Source organism: Profundibacter sp. (assembly GCF_056498605.1).
The window spans coordinates 1-17,860 of the sequence record NZ_JBSMEZ010000029.1 but is presented as its reverse complement, the minus strand read 5'-3'; the positions used below and the strand labels follow the sequence as shown (position 1 = coordinate 17,860).

Here is a 17,860-nt window from a genome sequence, read left to right as displayed (position 1 = left end):
TATCTCCAGTTTCATGTTGATGTGTTTTGCGGCAATAGGCCGGACACAGAACCGAGGATTAATGAAGAGGCAGCTGAACAGGCTATTGATAAATGGTTTAGACCTAGCAGGTAGGTGAAAAGTTTACCAAAATAAACCAAGTGTTTACGCGGAGTATTGCCGGGATTGGACGGGTGCGCCTAGCAAGCTGAAGGCGCGCAAAATTCCGCTTTTGGTATGTGGTTAAATGGGCGGGTTTCGCCGGATTCCGGTTAGGTGCCGGGAGAATCAATCAGCGTGACAATATCGGCCATGATTTTATTTAGTTTGAAATCTTTGGGTGTATAGACCTGCGTGACGCCCATTTTGCGCAAGATTTTTTCATCCTCGTCAGGGATGATGCCACCCGCAATCACCGGAATGTGGCTCAGGTTTTCGGCCTGCATCAGTGTCATCAAATCTGCAATCAGTTGGATGTGACTGCCGGACAGGATTGATAAGCCAATCACATGCGGCTCTTCCCGTTTTGCGCTAGCGACAATTTCCTCTGGGGTCAGCCGAATACCCTCATAGCAAATTTCCATACCGCAATCGCGGGCGCGGGTGGCGATCTGTTCAGCCCCGTTTGAATGGCCATCAAGCCCGGGTTTGCCCACCAGTATTTTCAAGCGCCGCCCCAGTTTATCGGAAGCCGCATCGACCTGTGCGCGGATTTCCTCCAGCCCTTCGGTGCGGTTTGAAGGGTTTGGGGATACGCCCGTAGGCGCACGGTATTGGCCAAAGGCATCGCGCACCATTTCGCCCCATTCGCCGGTTGTTACGCCAGCTCGGGCTGCTTCGATTGAGGAGGGCATGATGTTTTTACCTGACAGGGCGGCCTTGTGCAAATCGGCCAATGCAGTTTTCACGGCGGTCTCGTCGCGGGTCTCGCGCCATGCGTTCAGACGCATGATCTGGTCGGCTTCGGCCGCTGGATCGGAAACCATGATTGATCCGTCACCCGATGTCAGCGGGCTGGCTTCGGCTTCAACCCAGCGGTTCACGCCAACCACTGTGGTTTCGCCGCTTTCGATTTTGGCAATGCGGGAGGCGTTGGAATCAACCAGCCGTGATTTCATATATTCAATCGCCGCCACGGCCCCACCCATGCCATCAATCTGGGCCAACTCAGAACGGGTACCGGATTTCAACTCTTCAACCTTGCGATCAATCGCCGGATTGCCGTCAAACAGATCGTCATATTCCAGAAGGTCCGTTTCATACGCCAAAATCTGTTGCATCCGCAGCGACCATTGCTGGTCCCACGGGCGCGGCAGGCCCAAGGCTTCGTTCCAGGCGGGCAATTGCACGGCGCGGGCGCGGGCATTTTTGGACAGAGTTACGGCCAGCATTTCGATCAGGATACGGTAGACGTTATTTTCTGGCTGCTGTTCGGTCAGGCCCAACGAGTTGACCTGCACCCCATAACGGAAGCGGCGGAATTTGGCATCGGTGACGCCGTAACGTTCACGGGTAATTTCGTCCCACAGCTCTACAAAGGCGCGCATTTTACAGAGTTCGGTAACAAAGCGGATACCGGCATTCACAAAGAACGAAATCCGCCCGACCATGGCGGGGAAGTGTTCGGCAGGCACCTTGTCGCGCAGATCATCCAGCACGGCGGTGGCAGTGGCCAAAGCGAAGGCGAGTTCTTCTTCCGGTGTCGCGCCTGCCTCTTGCAGATGGTAGGAACACACGTTCATCGGGTTCCATTTGGGCAGATGCTCGCGGGTATAGGCGGCGATGTCGGTGATCATCCGCAAGGATGGGGCTGGTGGGCAGATGTAGGTGCCGCGCGACAGGTATTCCTTGATGATATCGTTTTGCACGGTGCCTTGCAGGGCGGAAATATCAGCGCCTTGTTCCTCGGCAGCTGCGATATAAAGTGCCAGTAGCCACGGTGCTGTAGCGTTGATCGTCATCGAGGTGTTCATTTGTTCCAGCGGGATATCTGCAAACAGTGCCCGCATGTCGCCCAGATGGTTGATCGGCACGCCGACCTTGCCAACCTCGCCTTTGGCCAAGGTGTGATCAGAGTCATATCCGGTCTGGGTCGGCAGATCAAAGGCGACGGACAGGCCGGTTTGCCCCTTGGCCAGATTATCGCGGTAAAGCGCGTTGGAGGCCGCGGCGGTGGAATGCCCCGCGTAGGTGCGAAACAGCCACGGTCTGGTTTGGTTGGATGCGGACATGGGCGGCGACCTTATTCAGTTATACGCCACCGTGTTTTCGCAAAAGTAAGAATGTTGCGCAAGTGGGAAAGTGATCGGAATATAGTTGCGCGGATGGTGGGGCCTGTCAGAGGCAAATAAAAAGGGGAGGGCAGAAAACTACCCTCCCGCATCATTCATATTTCCAATATAGTTTTGAGGCTAATTGTAGGTGAACGTCCCGATTTCGCAAATGTTGATGTTTTTCTTAATCAACACATCACCATCGTCAAACACGGCCTTGAAGTCAAACTTACAATAGCCGGACCCATCGTCAAAGTTGATCATCATGGAACGTCCTGATGAAATAACATCAGACCCAAGGATGTCTTCTTCCCATGATGTCCTCCCTTTGTTCGAGCCATAGAAACGCACGATGGTGAAGCCGGTATTATTCACAATTTTAACGCGGCGGTCCAAGGCGGATACTGTCGAAGCACTGGTAAAAAGTAGTGTAAGCGCAAGCAGCGCGTAGGATACAAATTTATATATTCTCATAATTACTTTCCCTTCTTCTACTGGTAGCAAAACTGTGCGCCGCCATTTAGGCAAAATCAAGCCTAGGGACGGTCAAAGCTTCGGAGTAGTGAATATATCAGCACACACTAGACCTGTAGCGGCTTTCCTGAAATGCTGCGGGAATGAGCCGCGTTGTTGAACTACCACTTTGGTTATTGATCCTGATCCTGGGATTTGCCGCATTTTCGGCGCTAGAACGAGTGCTGGCCCCGTCGGTGCGTTGGTTCTTTCGCCGCCGGATGCAAAAGGTGGTGACGCAGGTGAACACTAAGCTGGATCGCCCGATCGAGCCGTTCAAGCTGGCGCGGCGTCACGATATGATCCAGCGGGTGATTTATGACCCCAAGGTGGCCGAGGCGATAGCAGAGCATGTGCAGGCAGAAGGGGTGCCCGAAAACGTGGCGTTCGAGGCGGCGCGGCGGTATGCGCATGAAATCGTGCCATCATTTAGTGCGTCGCTGTATTTCGGGTTAGCGATGCGGGCGTCACGGTGGCTAAGCCGGACGTTATACCGCGTGCGGCTTGGGCATTTTGACGAGGCGGCAATCGAGGCGATTGACCCTGATGCCACGGTGATATTCGTGATGAACCACCGATCAAATATGGATTATGTGCTGGTGACGTATCTGGCGGGGGAACGTTCGGCGCTGTCCTACGCGGTGGGGGAATGGGCGCAGATCTGGCCGTTAAAACATCTGATCCGCGCGATGGGGGCGTATTTCATCCGGCGCAAATCGCGCAATCCTTTATATCGGCGTGTGTTGGCGCGATATGTGCAACTGGCGACCGCTGGTGGGGTGACGCAGGCGGTGTTTCCCGAGGGCGGCTTAAGTCTGGATGGCACCGTGCGCGAACCAAAGCTGGGGTTGCTGAATTATGTGGTGTCGGATTTTGACCCAGAAGGTGCGCGTGATGTGGTGTTTGTGCCGGTGGCGTTGAATTACGACCGTGTGATGGAAGACCGTGTTCTGTTATCGGCGGCGGATGCGGGCAACCGCAAGTTCCGGTTTAGCCTGCTAAAGATGCTGGGGTTCATCGGGCGGCAGATCAAGTTCAAGATGACGGGGCGGTATCACCGGTTCGGTTATGCCTCGGTCAGTTTTGGTGATCCGGTCAGTTTGCGCGAGTTTGTGAAAACCTGTCCGGGTAATGTAACCGAATGTGTGGCGCAAAAGGTGATGGAGCGGGTGCGCGATGTGGTGCCTGTGTTGCCCGTGCCGCTGGTGGCGACGGTGATGCTGGACGCGGATGGACCATTGAGCGGGGATGAGGTGGCTGTGCGGGTGACGGCGCTTGCCAAAAGGCTTGAGGCGAACGGGGCCCATATCCATGTGCCGCGCGACAGTCTGGAATATGCTGCCGAGATCGGGCTGAAGATTTTATCTATGCGTCACATGGTGGTCGAGCGGGACGGGGGACTCGCCGCGAGCGATAAAGAGCGGGCCACGTTGCAGTTCTACGCCAATTCGATTGCGCATCTTGTGGAAGCGGTGCGGAATAAGAAGACTGCACCGAAAAAGTCGCGACGTAAGATAATTTCAAAAACTACCTGAATGCGATTGCATTGTTGCGCGAGCAATTCTATCCCACATGTAGACACTGGCGCCGATTCTGCGCCACCAGCACGGCTTTTGGAGGCTCTTATGACTGTTGATAAAAATCCGGATATTGCCGCATATGATGCTCCTGAAAAGGACTTGTATGAGGTGGGTGAAATGCCACCGATGGGCCATGTTCCCAAACAGATGTATGCGTGGGCCATCCGGCGGGACCGTCATGGTGACCCTGACAAGGCGATGTTGCAAGAGGTGGTGGATACACCGATGATCGACAGTTACGAGGTTCTGGTTCTGGTGATGGCCGCAGGGGTGAATTACAACGGGGTCTGGGCAGCACTTGGCACGCCGATTTCGACCTTTGATGTGCATGGGGCGGATTACCATGTCGCGGGGTCGGACGCGTCGGGGATTATCTGGGCTGTGGGAGACAAGGTAAAGCGCTGGAAAGTCGGCGACGAAGTGGTGGTGCATTGCAATCAGGACGATGGCGATGACGAGGAGTGCAATGGGGGTGATCCGATGTTTTCGCCCACCCAAAGGATTTGGGGTTACGAGACGCCGGATGGGTCATTCGCACAGTTCACGCGGGTTCAGGCGCAACAGCTAATGCCACGCCCAAAGCATCTGACATGGGAGGCAAGTGCCTGTTACACGCTGACGCTGGCCACGGCTTACCGTATGTTGTTTGGGCATCACCCGCATGAACTCAAACCTGGGCAGAACGTGCTGGTTTGGGGCGCGTCCGGTGGGCTGGGATCATTTGCGATCCAGCTGATCAACACAGCGGGGGGAAATGCGATTGGGGTCATTTCCAACGAGGACAAGCGCGATTTCGTCATGGGGCTGGGCGCCAAAGGCGTGATCAACCGCAAGGATTTCAATTGCTGGGGGCAAATGCCGACGGTGAACACGCCGGAATACAAGACGTGGTTCGGCGAGGTCCGCAAATTCGGCAAGGCGATCTGGGATATCACCGGCAAGGGCATTAATGTCGACATGGTGTTTGAACATCCGGGCGAGGCGACCTTTCCGGTATCAGTGTTCGTGGTGAAAAAAGGCGGTATGGTGGTGATCTGTGCGGGCACGACGGGGTATAACCTGACGATGGATGCGCGGTATTTGTGGATGCACCAAAAACGGGTGCAGGGATCACACTTTGCCCATCTGAAACAGGCAGCCGCAGCGAACCAGTTGATGATCGAGCGGCGGCTGGACCCGTCAATGTCCGAGGTGTTCCCGTGGGATGAAATCCCAGCGGCACACATGAAGATGTGGAGGAACGAGCACAAGCCGGGCAATATGGCGGTGCTGGTTCAGGCTCCGACCACGGGGCTGCGAACGCTGGAAGATGCACTGGAGGCGGGCGTTTAATCTGGTCTCTTTTGTGCGGTGCATATAGGGTCGCCGCATGGCAGCACCCGCAGTAACATTTTCCGAAGATCAGGCCGAAGCTTACGACCGCATCACCGAGGTGTTGCTGGGGGCTGGCGTTGATCTGGACAACAGTATCCTGACGCCGCAAAGCGATGGGCGCGATAGTGTTTTAGCTGTGGTCGGCAAGGCAGGGTCGGGCAAGACGCTGCTGTTGGCCCGTCTATACGAGGCCTTGGAAGAGGCTGGCGTTGACATCGTTTCAGGCGATTACGAGGCCAAGCGTCGCAAGGACAAGCGCACCTTGGCGATTTTGGCCCCGACCAACAAAGCCGCCAGTGTGTTGCGCAATCACGGGGTGCCTGCGACCACGATCCACCGGATATTATATACGCCGTTGTATGACCCCGAATACGAGAAAATTGCCGAATGGCTGGCAGGGAGAGGCGAGAAGCCCGAGATTGAGGGGCTAACCGAGGCCGCCCTTGACCGTGCGGCGCTGTTTTACGCCAGTAATAAATCCATCCCCGGTGCGCTGGCGGCGGCGGGTTTGCGGGGTTCGGATTTCATCATCGGCTGGAAGCGCCGCGACGAGCCGATGGACATCGGGTTCGTCGATGAAAGTTCCATGCTGGATGAAAAGCAGCTGGAGGATCTGAAGGAAATATTTCCGACGCTGGTGTTATTCGGTGACCCCGCGCAACTGGCCCCTGTCGGGCAATCCGGCGAGATGGTGTTTGACAATTTTTCCGGCAAGCAAAAGCTGGAGCTGCACCGTATTCACCGACAGGATGCAGATAATCCGATCCTTGATCTGGCCCATGCGTTAAGTGACGAGAGCCTGCAGTTTCAGGATTTTGAACGGATGATCGCCGAGGCCGCCGCCAAAGATGACCGCGTGGTTTTGGCGCAACGGGTCGAGGTGGATATGATGGCGCGATCCCCTGCGCTGGTGTGGATGAACAAAACACGTGTTCGGTTGATACATGCGTTTCGGGGTGCATATGGTGCACCTGCGGATGAATTGATGGCAGGCGAGCCGTTGATCTGTGACGGGATTGAACTGCCGGTCAAGCACCGCAAGAAACGCATTGATCTTGAGGCGCGCGGGCTGATTAAGGGCGCACAGGTGATCTATCTGGGGCCTGGTCGCAAGGCGGGGTTTTCGCGCATCCATGTGCTGGGGGCCGAGGACCCGCAGGTATCTGCGGCGTCGATTATCAAGATCGAGATGCCGGACGAGGAAGAGCCGTTCATCCCCTATGCAGCCCGCATGGGAGCTGCTTTTTTGCATGGCTCTGCGGTGACGATCCACAAGGCGCAAGGCTCGCAATGGGAAAACGTGCAGGTGTTTGCGCCTGACCTGTTTGTGGCGGCACGGATGGGGCGCGTTGAGGCGGGGCAAGCACTGTGGAAACGGCTGGCCTATGTGGCGATCACGCGGGCGGAAAAGCGGTTGTTCTGGGTGACGCGCAATATGCTGTCGCGGCCATCCGCGCCATTGACGGTTGACGATTTACAGGGCGCGACCGTGCCATTGACGCTTGAGGGGGATGAGGAGTGAGCAAGACGATTATCATCACCGGTGCCAGTTCTGGGATCGGGGCGGCCACGGCCAAGGTGTTTCTGGCGGCCGGTTGGCAAGTGGGCCTGATTGCGCGTCGCCGTGAAGCGTTGGAAGCGGTTGCGGACGGGTATGATGCTGCGCATGTGTTGCCAGCAGATGTGACGGATGAGGATGTGTTGGGCGTGGCGTTCGAGATGTTTGCCAAAGCCACTGGACGGTTGGATGTGTTGTTCAACAATGCCGGCAGTTTTGGTCCTGCCGGTCTGATTGACGAAATCAGCGTGGATGAGTGGCGCAATGTGGTGGAGCTGAACCTGACGGGGATGTTTCTGGCCGCGCGGTTTGCGTTTAGACAGATGCGGGCGCAGACCCCGCAAGGCGGGCGGATTATCAATAACGGGTCGGTGTCAGCCCACGCGCCACGGCCAGGATCAGTGGGATACACCAGCACCAAACATGCGATCACGGGGCTGACCAAGACGCTGAGCCTTGATGGTCGGGCCTTTGATATTGCTTGTGGTCAGATTGACATTGGCAATGCACAGACCGAATTGCTGGACCAGTTGAATGCCCGCGCACTGGCGGCCAATCCCGATGTGGCTGTGCAGCCGATGATGGATGTGGGGCTGGCGGCGGATGCGGTGATGCAAATGGCGGCGTTGCCACTGTCGGCCAATGTTCAATCCATGACGATTATGGCGACAAAGATGCCGTTGATCGGGCGCGGTTAGGGTGTTTTGTCTTTAATCTGGTACAAGAGAATGCAAATTGCTCTAGGGTTTGAAGTAGCTGAACACAGCAGATGCGAGCCAACCGGCGACAATCGCGATGAACAGTGACATCAAGCCGTAATAAACCGCATTGTCATGGGCAAGGTTATAGAGCCAGCGCTCGATCCCGACCTTCTGGATATCCAGATTGGTTTCAAACACATCCACCACCTGTCTACCTCGGGTGATCAGGATACGGGCGGTGTATCCGCCCGCTGTCAGGTTTGAAGGCAGGTCAATCGAGGTGCGAAATAACGTGTCGGACATTAATTCCACAGCACCTTCTCGCACTTGATACAGACCATTATTGGTGCGGATGCGAATCAAAGCGTCGATAAAGTTTCTGGCGTGGCCCAATGATTGTATCTGTGCGCTCATCGAGTTGATAGCGCGGGTGATAGAAACCTTGTAGAGTCGGTCTACGTCTTCTGTCAGCGTTTCCTTTAACGGGGCTGTTGTGGCGACGGAATAAAAACTGGGGGCCGCGTCAATCAGCACGGAATCGCTATTAACCCAGATGCCAACCTTTTTTTCCTTAAGGCGAACTGTGACAGGTTCTGATGGGCCGGCCACCGAGATGATGACCTGTAAAGGACCATTGCTCGGGATGGGGGCATCACGGCTGATCGCGCCAAAGATCAGAATATTCGAACCATCAAAGGTGGCCGAAATACCGACGCGGCTTTGCGAAAGATCAGCGACGATTTCTTCGCTAGCATTCAGAGGTAAAACAGCGGCAAGTAGAAACAGGACGATAAAACGAAACATCTAGTGCCCCCCGCCAGTGCCGAGCGAATAAAGTTCGCTGGGTTGGATCAGTAGATCAAGCGCCAGTTTGCCACAAACCGCCAGCACCAGTATGGCCAGCAGGACGCGCAGTTGTTCGGCTTTCATTTTGAGACCAATGCGGGTGCCGATCTGTGCGCCGATAACGCCGCCAACCAGCAGCAGAACGGCCAGCACAATATCAACGGTAAAGTTGGTTGTGGCGTGCATCATCGTGGTGAAGGCGGTCACGAAAATAATCTGGTACAGGGAGGTGCCGATCACAACTTTGGTGGGCATACCGATCAGATAGATCATCGCGGGCACCATCACAAAGCCGCCGCCGACGCCCATGATTGCGGCCAGAACACCCACAAAAATCCCAACAATAAATGGCGGGATCACCGAGATATACAGACCCGATGTGCGGAACTTCATTTTGAAGGGTAGGTTGTGGATCCAGTTGTGTTTCTTGCGTTTGGTGGCGGCGCCGGTTTTTTGGGATCGGCGGATGGCGTTCAGGCTTTCGATAAACATCAAGGAGCCGATGATACCAAGGAATATCACATAGCTGAGTTTCACCAGTAGATCGACCTGCCCCATGCTTTTGAGGTAATTGAACAGCTGGATACCAAGGTATGCGCCAATCAGTCCGCCAATCAGCAGGACAGTGCCCATTTTCAGGTCCACCGTCTTTCGTTTGAAATGCGCTAGAACGCCGGAAAAGGACGAGGCAACAATCTGGTTTGCTTCGGTGGCCACGGCCACGGCTGGCGGGATGCCTATAAAGAACAGCAGGGGGGTCATCAAAAAACCGCCACCGACGCCAAACATCCCCGATAGGATGCCGACCATGCCGCCAAGACCAAGCAAAAGAAACGCGTTCACCGATATCTCGGCAATGGGAAGATAAATTTGCATAGGCGTTCCTAATCCAGAATTACCCTAATCGACAATAGGGCAGAAACGATTTTGCACCAAATAGATGCAAATATATGCATATTTACCGTTCTTTCACGTACGGCTCACCGCCTGCACGGGGTGCAACCGCCTTGCCGACGAAGCCCGCGAGAATCACTACAGTCAGGATATATGGTAGCGCCTGCATGAACTGGACCGGAATTTCAAAGACCCCAAAGACATCGATGTTGGGGTATAGATTGCTGATTGCCTCAAGGAAACCGAACAGCAAACAGGCCATCAAGGCATACCAAGGACGCCATTTGGAAAAGATCAAAGCGGCGAGCGCGATAAAGCCGCGCCCTGCCGACATCTCGCGTCCAAAAGCCGAGGCTTGGGACGTAGCAAGGTAGGCGCCGCCAAGGCCGCAGAGCACGCCTGCGATCATCACAGCGGCATAGCGGTATCGGATCACTGATACGCCAGCAGTATCGACAGAGGCCGGATTTTCACCAACGGCGCGCAGACGCAGGCCGAAACGGGTGCGAAACAGCAGCCACCATGTGAAGGGCACAATCAGGAAGGTGATATAGACGAGGGGTTTGTGCCCCGAGATCACATCGGCATAGATCGGCCCTGCAATTGGAACCTCGCGCAAAGCATCGGCAAACGGCAGGGTAATCTCGTGAAACCGCGACCCGTTTGGCAGGGCGGGTGACTGGCCGCCCTTCTTGAACCATGCATGACCGATAACAATGGTCAGGCCCGACGCCAGAAAATTCAGCGCAACCCCAGCGATCAACTGGTTGCCGCGATAGGTGATCGAGGCGATGCCGTGGATCAACGAGAACACCATCGAGGCCGCAACACCCGCCAGCACGCCCAGCCAGACGTTGCCGGTTTCAAACGATATAGCCGCCGAGAAGAAGGCCGAGATCAGCAGTTTGCCTTCCAACCCGATGTCAAAGATACCGGCGCGTTCTGAATAGAGTCCCGCCAGACAGGCCAGTATCAGCACCACGGACAGGCGGATGGTCATGTCCATTGCGATAATGGCCTGCAGGAATGTATGTGCAAAATCCATCAGTTTTGCCCCTTTCGTGCGCGTATAAACAGTTTTTCGACCGGTCCGCGCACCATGTAATCCAGCGCACCTGTGAACAGGATGATCATGCCCTGAATCACCAGCACCACTTCTTTGCTGATGCCCGGCATTTCCCAAAGCAGTTCAAACCCGCCTTGGGCCAGCATGCCAAACAGCAGCGCTGCAAGGATGATGCCGATCGGGTGGTTTCGTCCCATCAGGGCAACGGCGATACCGACAAATCCTGCACCCTCGACGAATTCCTTGATCAGGCGTTCCTGTTCGCCCATCACCACATTGATCGACAGCATGCCAGCCAAAGCGCCCGAGATAATCATCGCGATCATGGTGATTTTGAAAGCAGAGATACCGGCATAACTGGCGGCAGTCGGGCTGTGTCCAAAGGCGCGGATGGCGTAACCTAACCGCGTGCGCCACAGCAGGAACCAGACCAGCCATGCACAGAGCAGCGCCAGCAGGAAGCTGACATTGGCGGGGGCCGATTTGGAAAACTCGATCCCCAAGGGGGCAAGCATTTCATGGATTGTCGGCAGGTGTGCCCCATCGGGGAATTTCACGGTTTCAGCGCTTTGGGTGTTGGGATTTTTCAGGATGCCGTTTAGCAAATACCCCATCACGGCAGCTGCGATAAAGTTGAACATGATTGTGGTGATCACGATGTGGCTTCCACGCCGTGCCTGCAAATAGGCCGGAATAGCGGCCCATACCGCGCCAAACAATCCACCGCCAAGGATGGCAAAGGGCAGGGCAACCGTCCAGTGTGGCCAGTCAAACGCCAATAAAACAATGGCCACACCGACACCACTGATGGCGGCTTGGCCTTCGCCACCGATGTTGAACATTCGGCCATGAAACGCCACAGCCACCGCAAGGCCGGTGAACATGTAGTTGGTGGCATAATAGAGCGTATAGCCGATCCCCGAGGTGGAGCCGAGCGCGCCCTTGATCATCACGGTGATTGCCTGAACAGGGTCTTGACCGATGGCCAGAACCACCAGCCCCGAGGCAAACAAGGCAAGGCTAAGGCTGATCAACGGGATCAGAACCACGTCGGCCCATCTTGGCATCTTGTCCATCAGGCAGCCCCCCCGTTTGTTTCCATACCGGCCATCAACATGCCCAACTCTTTTTCATCTGTCTTGGCGGGGTCGCGTTCGCCCATGATATGGCCGTCAAACATCACGATGATGCGGTCAGATAGGGACAGGATTTCTTCCAGCTCGACGCTGACCAGCAGAATGGCTTTGCCCTCGTCGCGCAGATCGACAATCCGCTTATGGATGAATTCAATCGCGCCAATGTCAACGCCGCGGGTCGGCTGACCGACCAACAACAGATCGGGGTTGCGTTCAATTTCACGGGCCAGCACGATTTTCTGCTGGTTGCCGCCGGAAAAGTTTTTCGCCTGAAGCTTCGGATTGGGCGGGCGCACGTCAAAGCGATCCATTTTGGCCTCGGTTTCGCGGCGGATCGCGGCGTTGTCCATCATCAGCGCGTTTTTGTTGTATGCCGCATCATTGTGATAGCCAAAGATCATGTTTTCCCACGCCATGAAATCCATGATCAGTCCTTCGGACTGACGATCTTCGGGCACATGTGCAATGCCACGGTGGCGGCGTGACTGGCCGTTGGAATGCTTGCCGGTCAGATCAATTTCCTGCCCTTTGATGCGGATTGTGCCCGTGGCGTTCATATAACCACCCAGCACATCCAGCAATTCAGTTTGCCCGTTACCCGAGACCCCTGCGATCCCCAGAATTTCACCGGCACGTACCTGTAATGAAACGCCTTTGACGCGCTCGACATTCTTGTCGTCGATCACTTGCAGGTTTTCGATCTCGAGGATCGGCTCGCCCGGCGTGGCGGGCTTTTTGTTGATTTGCAGCAGAACCTTGCGCCCAACCATCAACTCGGCCAATTGTTCTGGGCTGGTGTCTTTGGTTTTAACTGTGGCCGTCATTTCACCACGGCGCATCACCGATACCGTATCGGTGACTTCCATGATCTCGCGCAGCTTGTGGGTGATCAGGATGATGGTTTTGCCCTGATCCCTTAGCCCGATCAGAATGCGAAACAGGTGGTCGGCCTCGGCGGGGGTCAACACGCCGGTGGGTTCGTCCAGAATAAGGACGTCGGCTTGGCGATACAGCGCTTTGAGGATTTCAACGCGTTGTTGATGGCCCACTGGAAGATTTTCAATCAAGGCATCAGGGTCGACGCTTAATTCGTATTCGTCAGACAGTTTCTTGAGCAACTTGCGCGCTTTGGTCAATGATGGTTTTAGCAGCGGGCCGTCTTCCATGCCTAAAATGACATTTTCAAGAACCGTGAAATTTTCAACCAGTTTGAAGTGTTGGTGCACCATGCCGATACCGGCTTTGATGGCAGCGGAGCTGTCTGGGATCAGGGTTTTTTTGCCCCTAATAAAGACCTCGCCCGCGTCTGCCTTGTAAAACCCGTAAAGGATCGACATCAGCGTGGATTTCCCGGCGCCATTTTCGCCAACGATCCCATGGATCGAGCCGCGCGCAACAGAAAGCGAGATGTCTTTGTTTGCCTGCACCGGCCCGAAAGCCTTGGAGATGCCGACAAGTTCGATAGCTGGAGCGGCAGTTTCCTGCCGCTCCGTGGATTGTGCGCTAGCCATCAGTGCTTATTTCACTGGGCAAGCATTGTCGGACATATAGTCATGCACAACGATATCGCCAGCGATGATTTTTGCTTTGGCGGCATCAACAGCGGCCAGCATTTCCGCTGTGACCAGATCTTTGTTGTTGTCGTCCATTGCGTAATCAATCCCGCCTTCGGCCAGACCCAGTACGTTAAAACCGTTTGGCAGATCGGCCCCAGCCGAGAATGCGTTGTAAACGGCAACATCAACGCGTTTCAGCATGGATGTCAGAACCTGGCCCGGGTGCAGGTCGTGCTGGTTAGAATCAACGCCAATTGACTGGATGCCCTCATCCGCCGCGGTTTGCAGCACGCCCAGACCGGTGGAACCAGCCGCGGCATAAACAACATCAGCGCCTTGCGAGATTTGCGCTTTGGTCAGCTCACCACCTTTAACCGGATCGTTCCAGGCGGATGGTGTTGTGCCGGTCATGTTCTGGATCACAATCGCATCGGGGTTCGCAGCCTTAACGCCCTGAACGTAGCCACAAGCGAATTTGCGGATCAGCGGGATGTCCATACCGCCAATAAAGCCGACAGTGCCGGATTTGGATGCCATAGCGGCCATCATGCCAACCAGATACGAGCCTTCTTGTTCCTTATAGACAACCGATTGTACGTTTGGCTGGTCAACCACCATGTCGATGATGGCAAATTTCGTGTCGGGGAAATCGGCGGCAACTGTATCCAGCGAGGACGCAAAGGCAAAGCCGGTCATTACAACCGGGTTATAGCCAGCTTCGGCAAACCGGCGCAGGGCCTGTTCACGCTGTGCTTCTGATGTCAGCTCGATATCGCGGAATGTGCCGCCAGTTTCTTCGGCCCAACGTGTGGCACCGTTAAAAGCGGCCTCGTTGAATGATTTGTCGAATTTGCCGCCAAGGTCAAAGATGATGGCTGGTTCAGCTGTGGCAATACCTGCTGTAAGGGCAAGCGTCGCAGCGGCGCCAAGGAATTTCTGCATAAGGGTCATATTTTCTCTCCCGATTTTTGTTTTTGGGTCGCCGCCGGAATGGGGGCAGAACCCAAGTAAGCGAGCAGATCGTTTTTAGATCATTCACGATTAAGCCCGCAGGTGGCGGGGAGGGTCAATAGCTTTTTACCATTTGGTAGCATCTATCGCGCGGATTCAGGGGGGCAGGCGCTGGATCGGCCAATATCAGACTCAAATCAGGGGCTTACGCATGATCATTGCCGCAATTCTGGGGCCTGTCGGGGGGCGATAGTAGGCGGGTCTGCGACCAGATTCGGTGTATCCGGCGGCACGATACAGGGCGCAAGCGGCGTTGTTGTTACAGGCGACCTCTAGAAAGGCATCGGTTGCGTCACGTTTTGCGGCCTCGTCTTCAAAGGCGGTTAGCAACGCGCGGCCGTTGCCTTGTCTTTGGTGTGCGGGATCGACTGCGAGTGTCAGCAATTCAGCTTCGCCCGCTATTTCACGACCCAAGATAAAGCCTGTATCGGTGGTTCGCAGGAACACGCCGTTAGTGGTGAGTATCGTTGTGAATTCATCGGCGCTCCATGGGCGGGGCGTTTCAAAGCAACGGACATGGAGGGCAGCGAGTTCAGTTGGGGTCATGGTAGGATGACGGGCGCCGGATCGCGCGGCGGAGCGGCATCGGGTGCGCGCACGTATAGCGGGGCAGGGCGGGGCAGGGTGGAATCGGTATAGCACGTGGCGGTGATGCGGGCGATGGCGACGGGGCTGACGGTATCGCTTGGACCGATGATGGTGTTTGTGGCGGTGATATCGGATTTGGCCATGACGTGGGGCGGCTGTGCGGCACCATCGGTTAATTCCTGCACAAAGACCTGATCACGCCGCGCATCTACCAGCGAAAGAATGGGGCGCGGGGCGTCAATCGCTTGGGCCTCGAAACTGGAAACGCCAACCGCCGGAATGTTTAGTGACAGCGCCAATCCACGGGCCGCGGAGACCGAAATGCGGATGCCGGTGAAATTGCCCGGGCCGATGCCTACGCCAATCGCGGTTAGGTCGGACCATTTGGCGTTGCCCTCGGCCAGCACCTCCTCAAGCAGCGGGAAAAGGCGTTCGGCTTGGCCTTTGGCCATCGGTTCGACCCGTTTTGCCAAAACTGTATCGCCAGACAGCAAAGCGGCCGCGCAATGCGCGACCGATGTATCAAATGCCAGTATCAGTGGTTCAGGCTTCAAGCGCCCGCACCTCGGTTACCTCGGGGATGTAATGGCGTAGCAGGTTCTCGATGCCCATTTTCAGGGTCACGGTGGATGATGGGCAGCCAGCACAAGCGCCTTGCATGTGCAGATAAACCACGCCGCCTTCAAATCCGTGGAAGGTGATGTCGCCGCCATCTTGTGCCACCGCAGGGCGCACGCGGGTATCAAGCAATTCCTTGATCTGGGTAACGATTGCCTCATCCGCGCCATTATGTTCGGCATGGCCCGCACTTTCGGCCTCGCCAATCAGCACTTCGTCGCCGGACTGGTAATGCTCCATGATCGCGCCAAGGATCGCGGGCTTGATATGCTCCCATGCGATTTCGTCGCCTTTGGTCACGGTAATGAAATCAGTGCCCAGAAATACGCCGTAAATGCCACCAGCCGCAAAAATGCGCTGGGCCAGCGGGGATTTGCCTGCAACATCGGCCGATGGGAAATCGGCGGTGCCTTTGCCTAGAACGCTCTGGCCCGGCAGGAATTTCAGGGTTGCGGGGTTCGGGGTGGATTCGGTTTGGATAAACATTTGGCATACCTTTTTGGTCAGGTTTACAGATATGCGCCTGCCACGCCTAACTGTCAAGGTTTGGAACGGTTCTAAATAGTAATCATGTGATCGCCTCAAGCCGCTCTTTTGACATTTCGCCCGGCACAATGGTGATCGGGATCGGGAAGTTGGCGACCGATTTCATCAGCTTGGTAATCAGCGGGCCAGGCCCTTTTTTGTCGCTTCCAGCGCCGAGCACCAGCAATCCGATGTCAGCGTGTTCAGCGACCTGCGCCATAATTTCGGTCACGGCTTCGCCCTCGCGGATCACCAGTTCTGGCTCGATCCCTTGCCGATCACGCATCCATTTGGCAAAGACCTCGTAATGCACCTCGATGCGTTCACGCGCTTCTTCGCGCATAATGTCACCGATACCGATCCAGTGATTGAATTCCTCGGGCGGAATAATCGACAGAACCTCGACCCCGCCGCCAGATTTTCTGGCCCGCATTGCCGCGAACCGCATCGCATTCAGACATTCACGGCTGTCGTCCAGCACCACTAGAAATTTACGCATGTGTTGTTCTCCTTGGCCGCAATGATGCAGGTGTTAGCGTTTCAGTGCAAGGGTAACTCATGCGTCAGATAGTGCCCAGTCCCAATATGTTTCGCGGGCGCGTTTGGTCAGCGGGCCCATTTGGTAGTTGATCCCGTCAAATGCGCTAACGGGTGTGACTTTGGCATAATTGCCCGACAGGAACACCTCGTCTGCCCCGCGGAAATCGTCAAACGTCAGGATGGTTTCATGCACTTTGATCCCGTCGGCCCGCAGGTTTTCGATGTGGCGGGCGCGGGTAATACCGGCAAGGAACGTGTTGTTGGCAATCGGGGTGAACAATTCGCCGTCCTTGGCCATGAACACATTGGCCGATGCGGTTTCGGCGACGTTGCCCATGATGTCGGCGACCAAGGCGTTGTTGAACCCCTTGGCGTTGGCCTCGGCCAACATGCGGGCGTTGTTGGGGTATAGGCAGCCCGCTTTGGCGTTGGTGACGTTGCTTTCCAATACCGGACGGCGGAACTGCGTGGTGGTCAGAGTTTCCGCAGCCGTGGCCGTGGGCATTGCGACTTCTTCCAGACTGATCGCGAAACCGGTCGAGTTTTCCTTTGGAACGATGCCGCCAATGCCGCAATCAATGCCCCAATACATAGGACGGATGTAAACGGCTGCGGTTTTCGAGTAGGCGGCCAGCCCTTCCCAGATGATCTGCACCATGTCGTCGGTTGTGACGGTCGGGGTGATCATCAGGGCGGCGGCGGATCGGTTGGCACGCTCGCAATGGGCGCGCAGATCGGGCGCGACCCCTTCGAAATACCGCGCCCCGTCAAAGATGGTCGAGCCGAGCCACGAGCCATGATCGGCGGCTTTCATGATCGACAGATCGCCATTGTGCCATGTGCCGTCGAAATAGGTGCGGATGTTGGTGCCCATTGCCATGATGGTGATCTCCCTTTGATTCAGCAAGGAGCGTATCGGCAAAGTAGGTCAGCTGTCCAGACCTAAAGCCATCAACCCCGCAACATCAAGCGGCGCATTGTTCATGGCCAGCGCCCCGTCTGGGCTGCGTGGCCAGTCGGCCTCGTCGCGGTCACAGTATAGCTCGAATCCATTGCCATCAAGGTCGGTCAGGTAGACGGCCTCGCTGACACCGTGATCAGC

General features: G+C 55.8%; 17 protein-coding genes and 1 pseudogene. 4 read left to right on the top strand and 14 right to left on the bottom strand.

The genetic code is table 11. The annotated features are described in order from the left end of the window. Positions 1-251: 251 nt before the first annotated feature. The gene (locus tag ACWB12_RS03650; protein ID WP_479528707.1) at positions 252-2,210 is read right to left on the bottom strand and encodes a methylmalonyl-CoA mutase family protein; all 1,959 of its coding nucleotides are present in this window, start codon (positions 2,208-2,210) and stop codon (positions 252-254) included. Positions 2,211-2,390: 180 nt separating this feature from the next. Continuing rightward, positions 2,391-2,726: a hypothetical protein gene (locus ACWB12_RS03645; RefSeq protein ID WP_479528706.1), complete on the bottom strand. Its 336-nt coding sequence runs from the start codon at positions 2,724-2,726 to the stop codon at positions 2,391-2,393. A gap of 143 nt (positions 2,727-2,869) precedes the next feature. On the opposite strand from ACWB12_RS03645, the gene ACWB12_RS03640 reads away from it, so the two are divergent. The 4 genes from ACWB12_RS03640 (at position 2,870) to ACWB12_RS03625 (ending at position 7,975) form a co-directional block, all read left to right on the top strand. Then, the gene (locus ACWB12_RS03640) at positions 2,870-4,300 is read left to right on the top strand and encodes a 1-acyl-sn-glycerol-3-phosphate acyltransferase (protein WP_479528705.1); all 1,431 of its coding nucleotides are present in this window, start codon (positions 2,870-2,872) and stop codon (positions 4,298-4,300) included. A 90-nt stretch (positions 4,301-4,390) separates the two neighbouring features. Further along, positions 4,391-5,677, top strand: coding sequence for a crotonyl-CoA carboxylase/reductase (gene ccrA, locus ACWB12_RS03635; RefSeq protein WP_479528704.1), 1,287 nt, complete (start codon positions 4,391-4,393; stop codon positions 5,675-5,677). Between the two features lie 37 nt (positions 5,678-5,714). Continuing rightward, positions 5,715-7,241: an ATP-dependent DNA helicase gene (locus ACWB12_RS03630; protein ID WP_479528703.1), complete on the top strand. Its 1,527-nt coding sequence runs from the start codon at positions 5,715-5,717 to the stop codon at positions 7,239-7,241. After that, positions 7,238-7,975, top strand: a complete 738-nt coding sequence (locus tag ACWB12_RS03625) for an SDR family oxidoreductase (protein WP_479528702.1) — start codon at positions 7,238-7,240, stop codon at positions 7,973-7,975. The genes ACWB12_RS03630 and ACWB12_RS03625 overlap by 4 nt, the downstream gene beginning before the upstream one ends. Positions 7,976-8,017: 42 nt before the next feature. On the opposite strand, the gene ACWB12_RS03620 is transcribed toward ACWB12_RS03625, so the two are convergent. The 12 genes and pseudogenes from ACWB12_RS03620 to ACWB12_RS03565 form a co-directional block, all read right to left on the bottom strand. Then, the gene (locus tag ACWB12_RS03620) at positions 8,018-8,782 is read right to left on the bottom strand and encodes a TIGR02186 family protein (RefSeq protein WP_479528701.1); all 765 of its coding nucleotides are present in this window, start codon (positions 8,780-8,782) and stop codon (positions 8,018-8,020) included. Next, a complete protein-coding gene (locus ACWB12_RS03615) occupies positions 8,783-9,700 on the bottom strand; it encodes a sulfite exporter TauE/SafE family protein (RefSeq protein ID WP_479528700.1) in 918 nt (305 codons plus the stop codon). Positions 9,701-9,782: 82 nt separating this feature from the next. After that, on the bottom strand, positions 9,783-10,763 hold the full coding sequence (locus tag ACWB12_RS03610) for an ABC transporter permease (protein WP_479528699.1): 981 nt from the start codon (positions 10,761-10,763) through the stop codon (positions 9,783-9,785). After that, the gene (locus ACWB12_RS03605) at positions 10,763-11,860 is read right to left on the bottom strand and encodes an ABC transporter permease (protein ID WP_479528698.1); all 1,098 of its coding nucleotides are present in this window, start codon (positions 11,858-11,860) and stop codon (positions 10,763-10,765) included. Before ACWB12_RS03605 ends, ACWB12_RS03610 begins: the two co-directional genes overlap by 1 nt. Beyond that, on the bottom strand, positions 11,860-13,431 hold the full coding sequence (locus ACWB12_RS03600; protein WP_479528697.1) for an ABC transporter ATP-binding protein: 1,572 nt from the start codon (positions 13,429-13,431) through the stop codon (positions 11,860-11,862). Before ACWB12_RS03600 ends, ACWB12_RS03605 begins: the two co-directional genes overlap by 1 nt. Before the next feature lie 6 nt (positions 13,432-13,437). Continuing rightward, a complete protein-coding gene (locus tag ACWB12_RS03595; protein WP_479528696.1) occupies positions 13,438-14,427 on the bottom strand; it encodes a BMP family lipoprotein in 990 nt (329 codons plus the stop codon). A gap of 192 nt (positions 14,428-14,619) precedes the next feature. Beyond that, entirely contained in the window at positions 14,620-15,033 is a 414-nt protein-coding gene (locus tag ACWB12_RS03590; RefSeq protein WP_479528695.1) for a GNAT family N-acetyltransferase, read from the bottom strand. Next, positions 15,030-15,629: a tRNA (adenosine(37)-N6)-threonylcarbamoyltransferase complex dimerization subunit type 1 TsaB gene (tsaB, locus tag ACWB12_RS03585; RefSeq protein WP_479528694.1), complete on the bottom strand. Its 600-nt coding sequence runs from the start codon at positions 15,627-15,629 to the stop codon at positions 15,030-15,032. The genes ACWB12_RS03590 and tsaB overlap by 4 nt, the downstream gene beginning before the upstream one ends. Next, positions 15,619-16,179 (bottom strand): NifU family protein, encoded by a 561-nt coding sequence (locus tag ACWB12_RS03580; RefSeq protein WP_479528693.1) that lies wholly within the window; start codon positions 16,177-16,179, stop codon positions 15,619-15,621. Before ACWB12_RS03580 ends, tsaB begins: the two co-directional genes overlap by 11 nt. A gap of 82 nt (positions 16,180-16,261) precedes the next feature. Then, positions 16,262-16,717 carry a universal stress protein gene (locus ACWB12_RS03575; protein WP_479528692.1) on the bottom strand — a complete coding sequence of 152 codons (456 nt, stop codon included), beginning with the start codon at positions 16,715-16,717 and terminating at the stop codon, positions 16,262-16,264. Between the two features lie 57 nt (positions 16,718-16,774). Continuing rightward, positions 16,775-17,638 (bottom strand): branched-chain amino acid aminotransferase, encoded by an 864-nt coding sequence (locus ACWB12_RS03570; protein ID WP_479528691.1) that lies wholly within the window; start codon positions 17,636-17,638, stop codon positions 16,775-16,777. A 48-nt stretch (positions 17,639-17,686) separates the two neighbouring features. Next, a pseudogene (locus tag ACWB12_RS03565) lies at positions 17,687-17,860 on the bottom strand (VOC family protein); the annotation flags it as partial.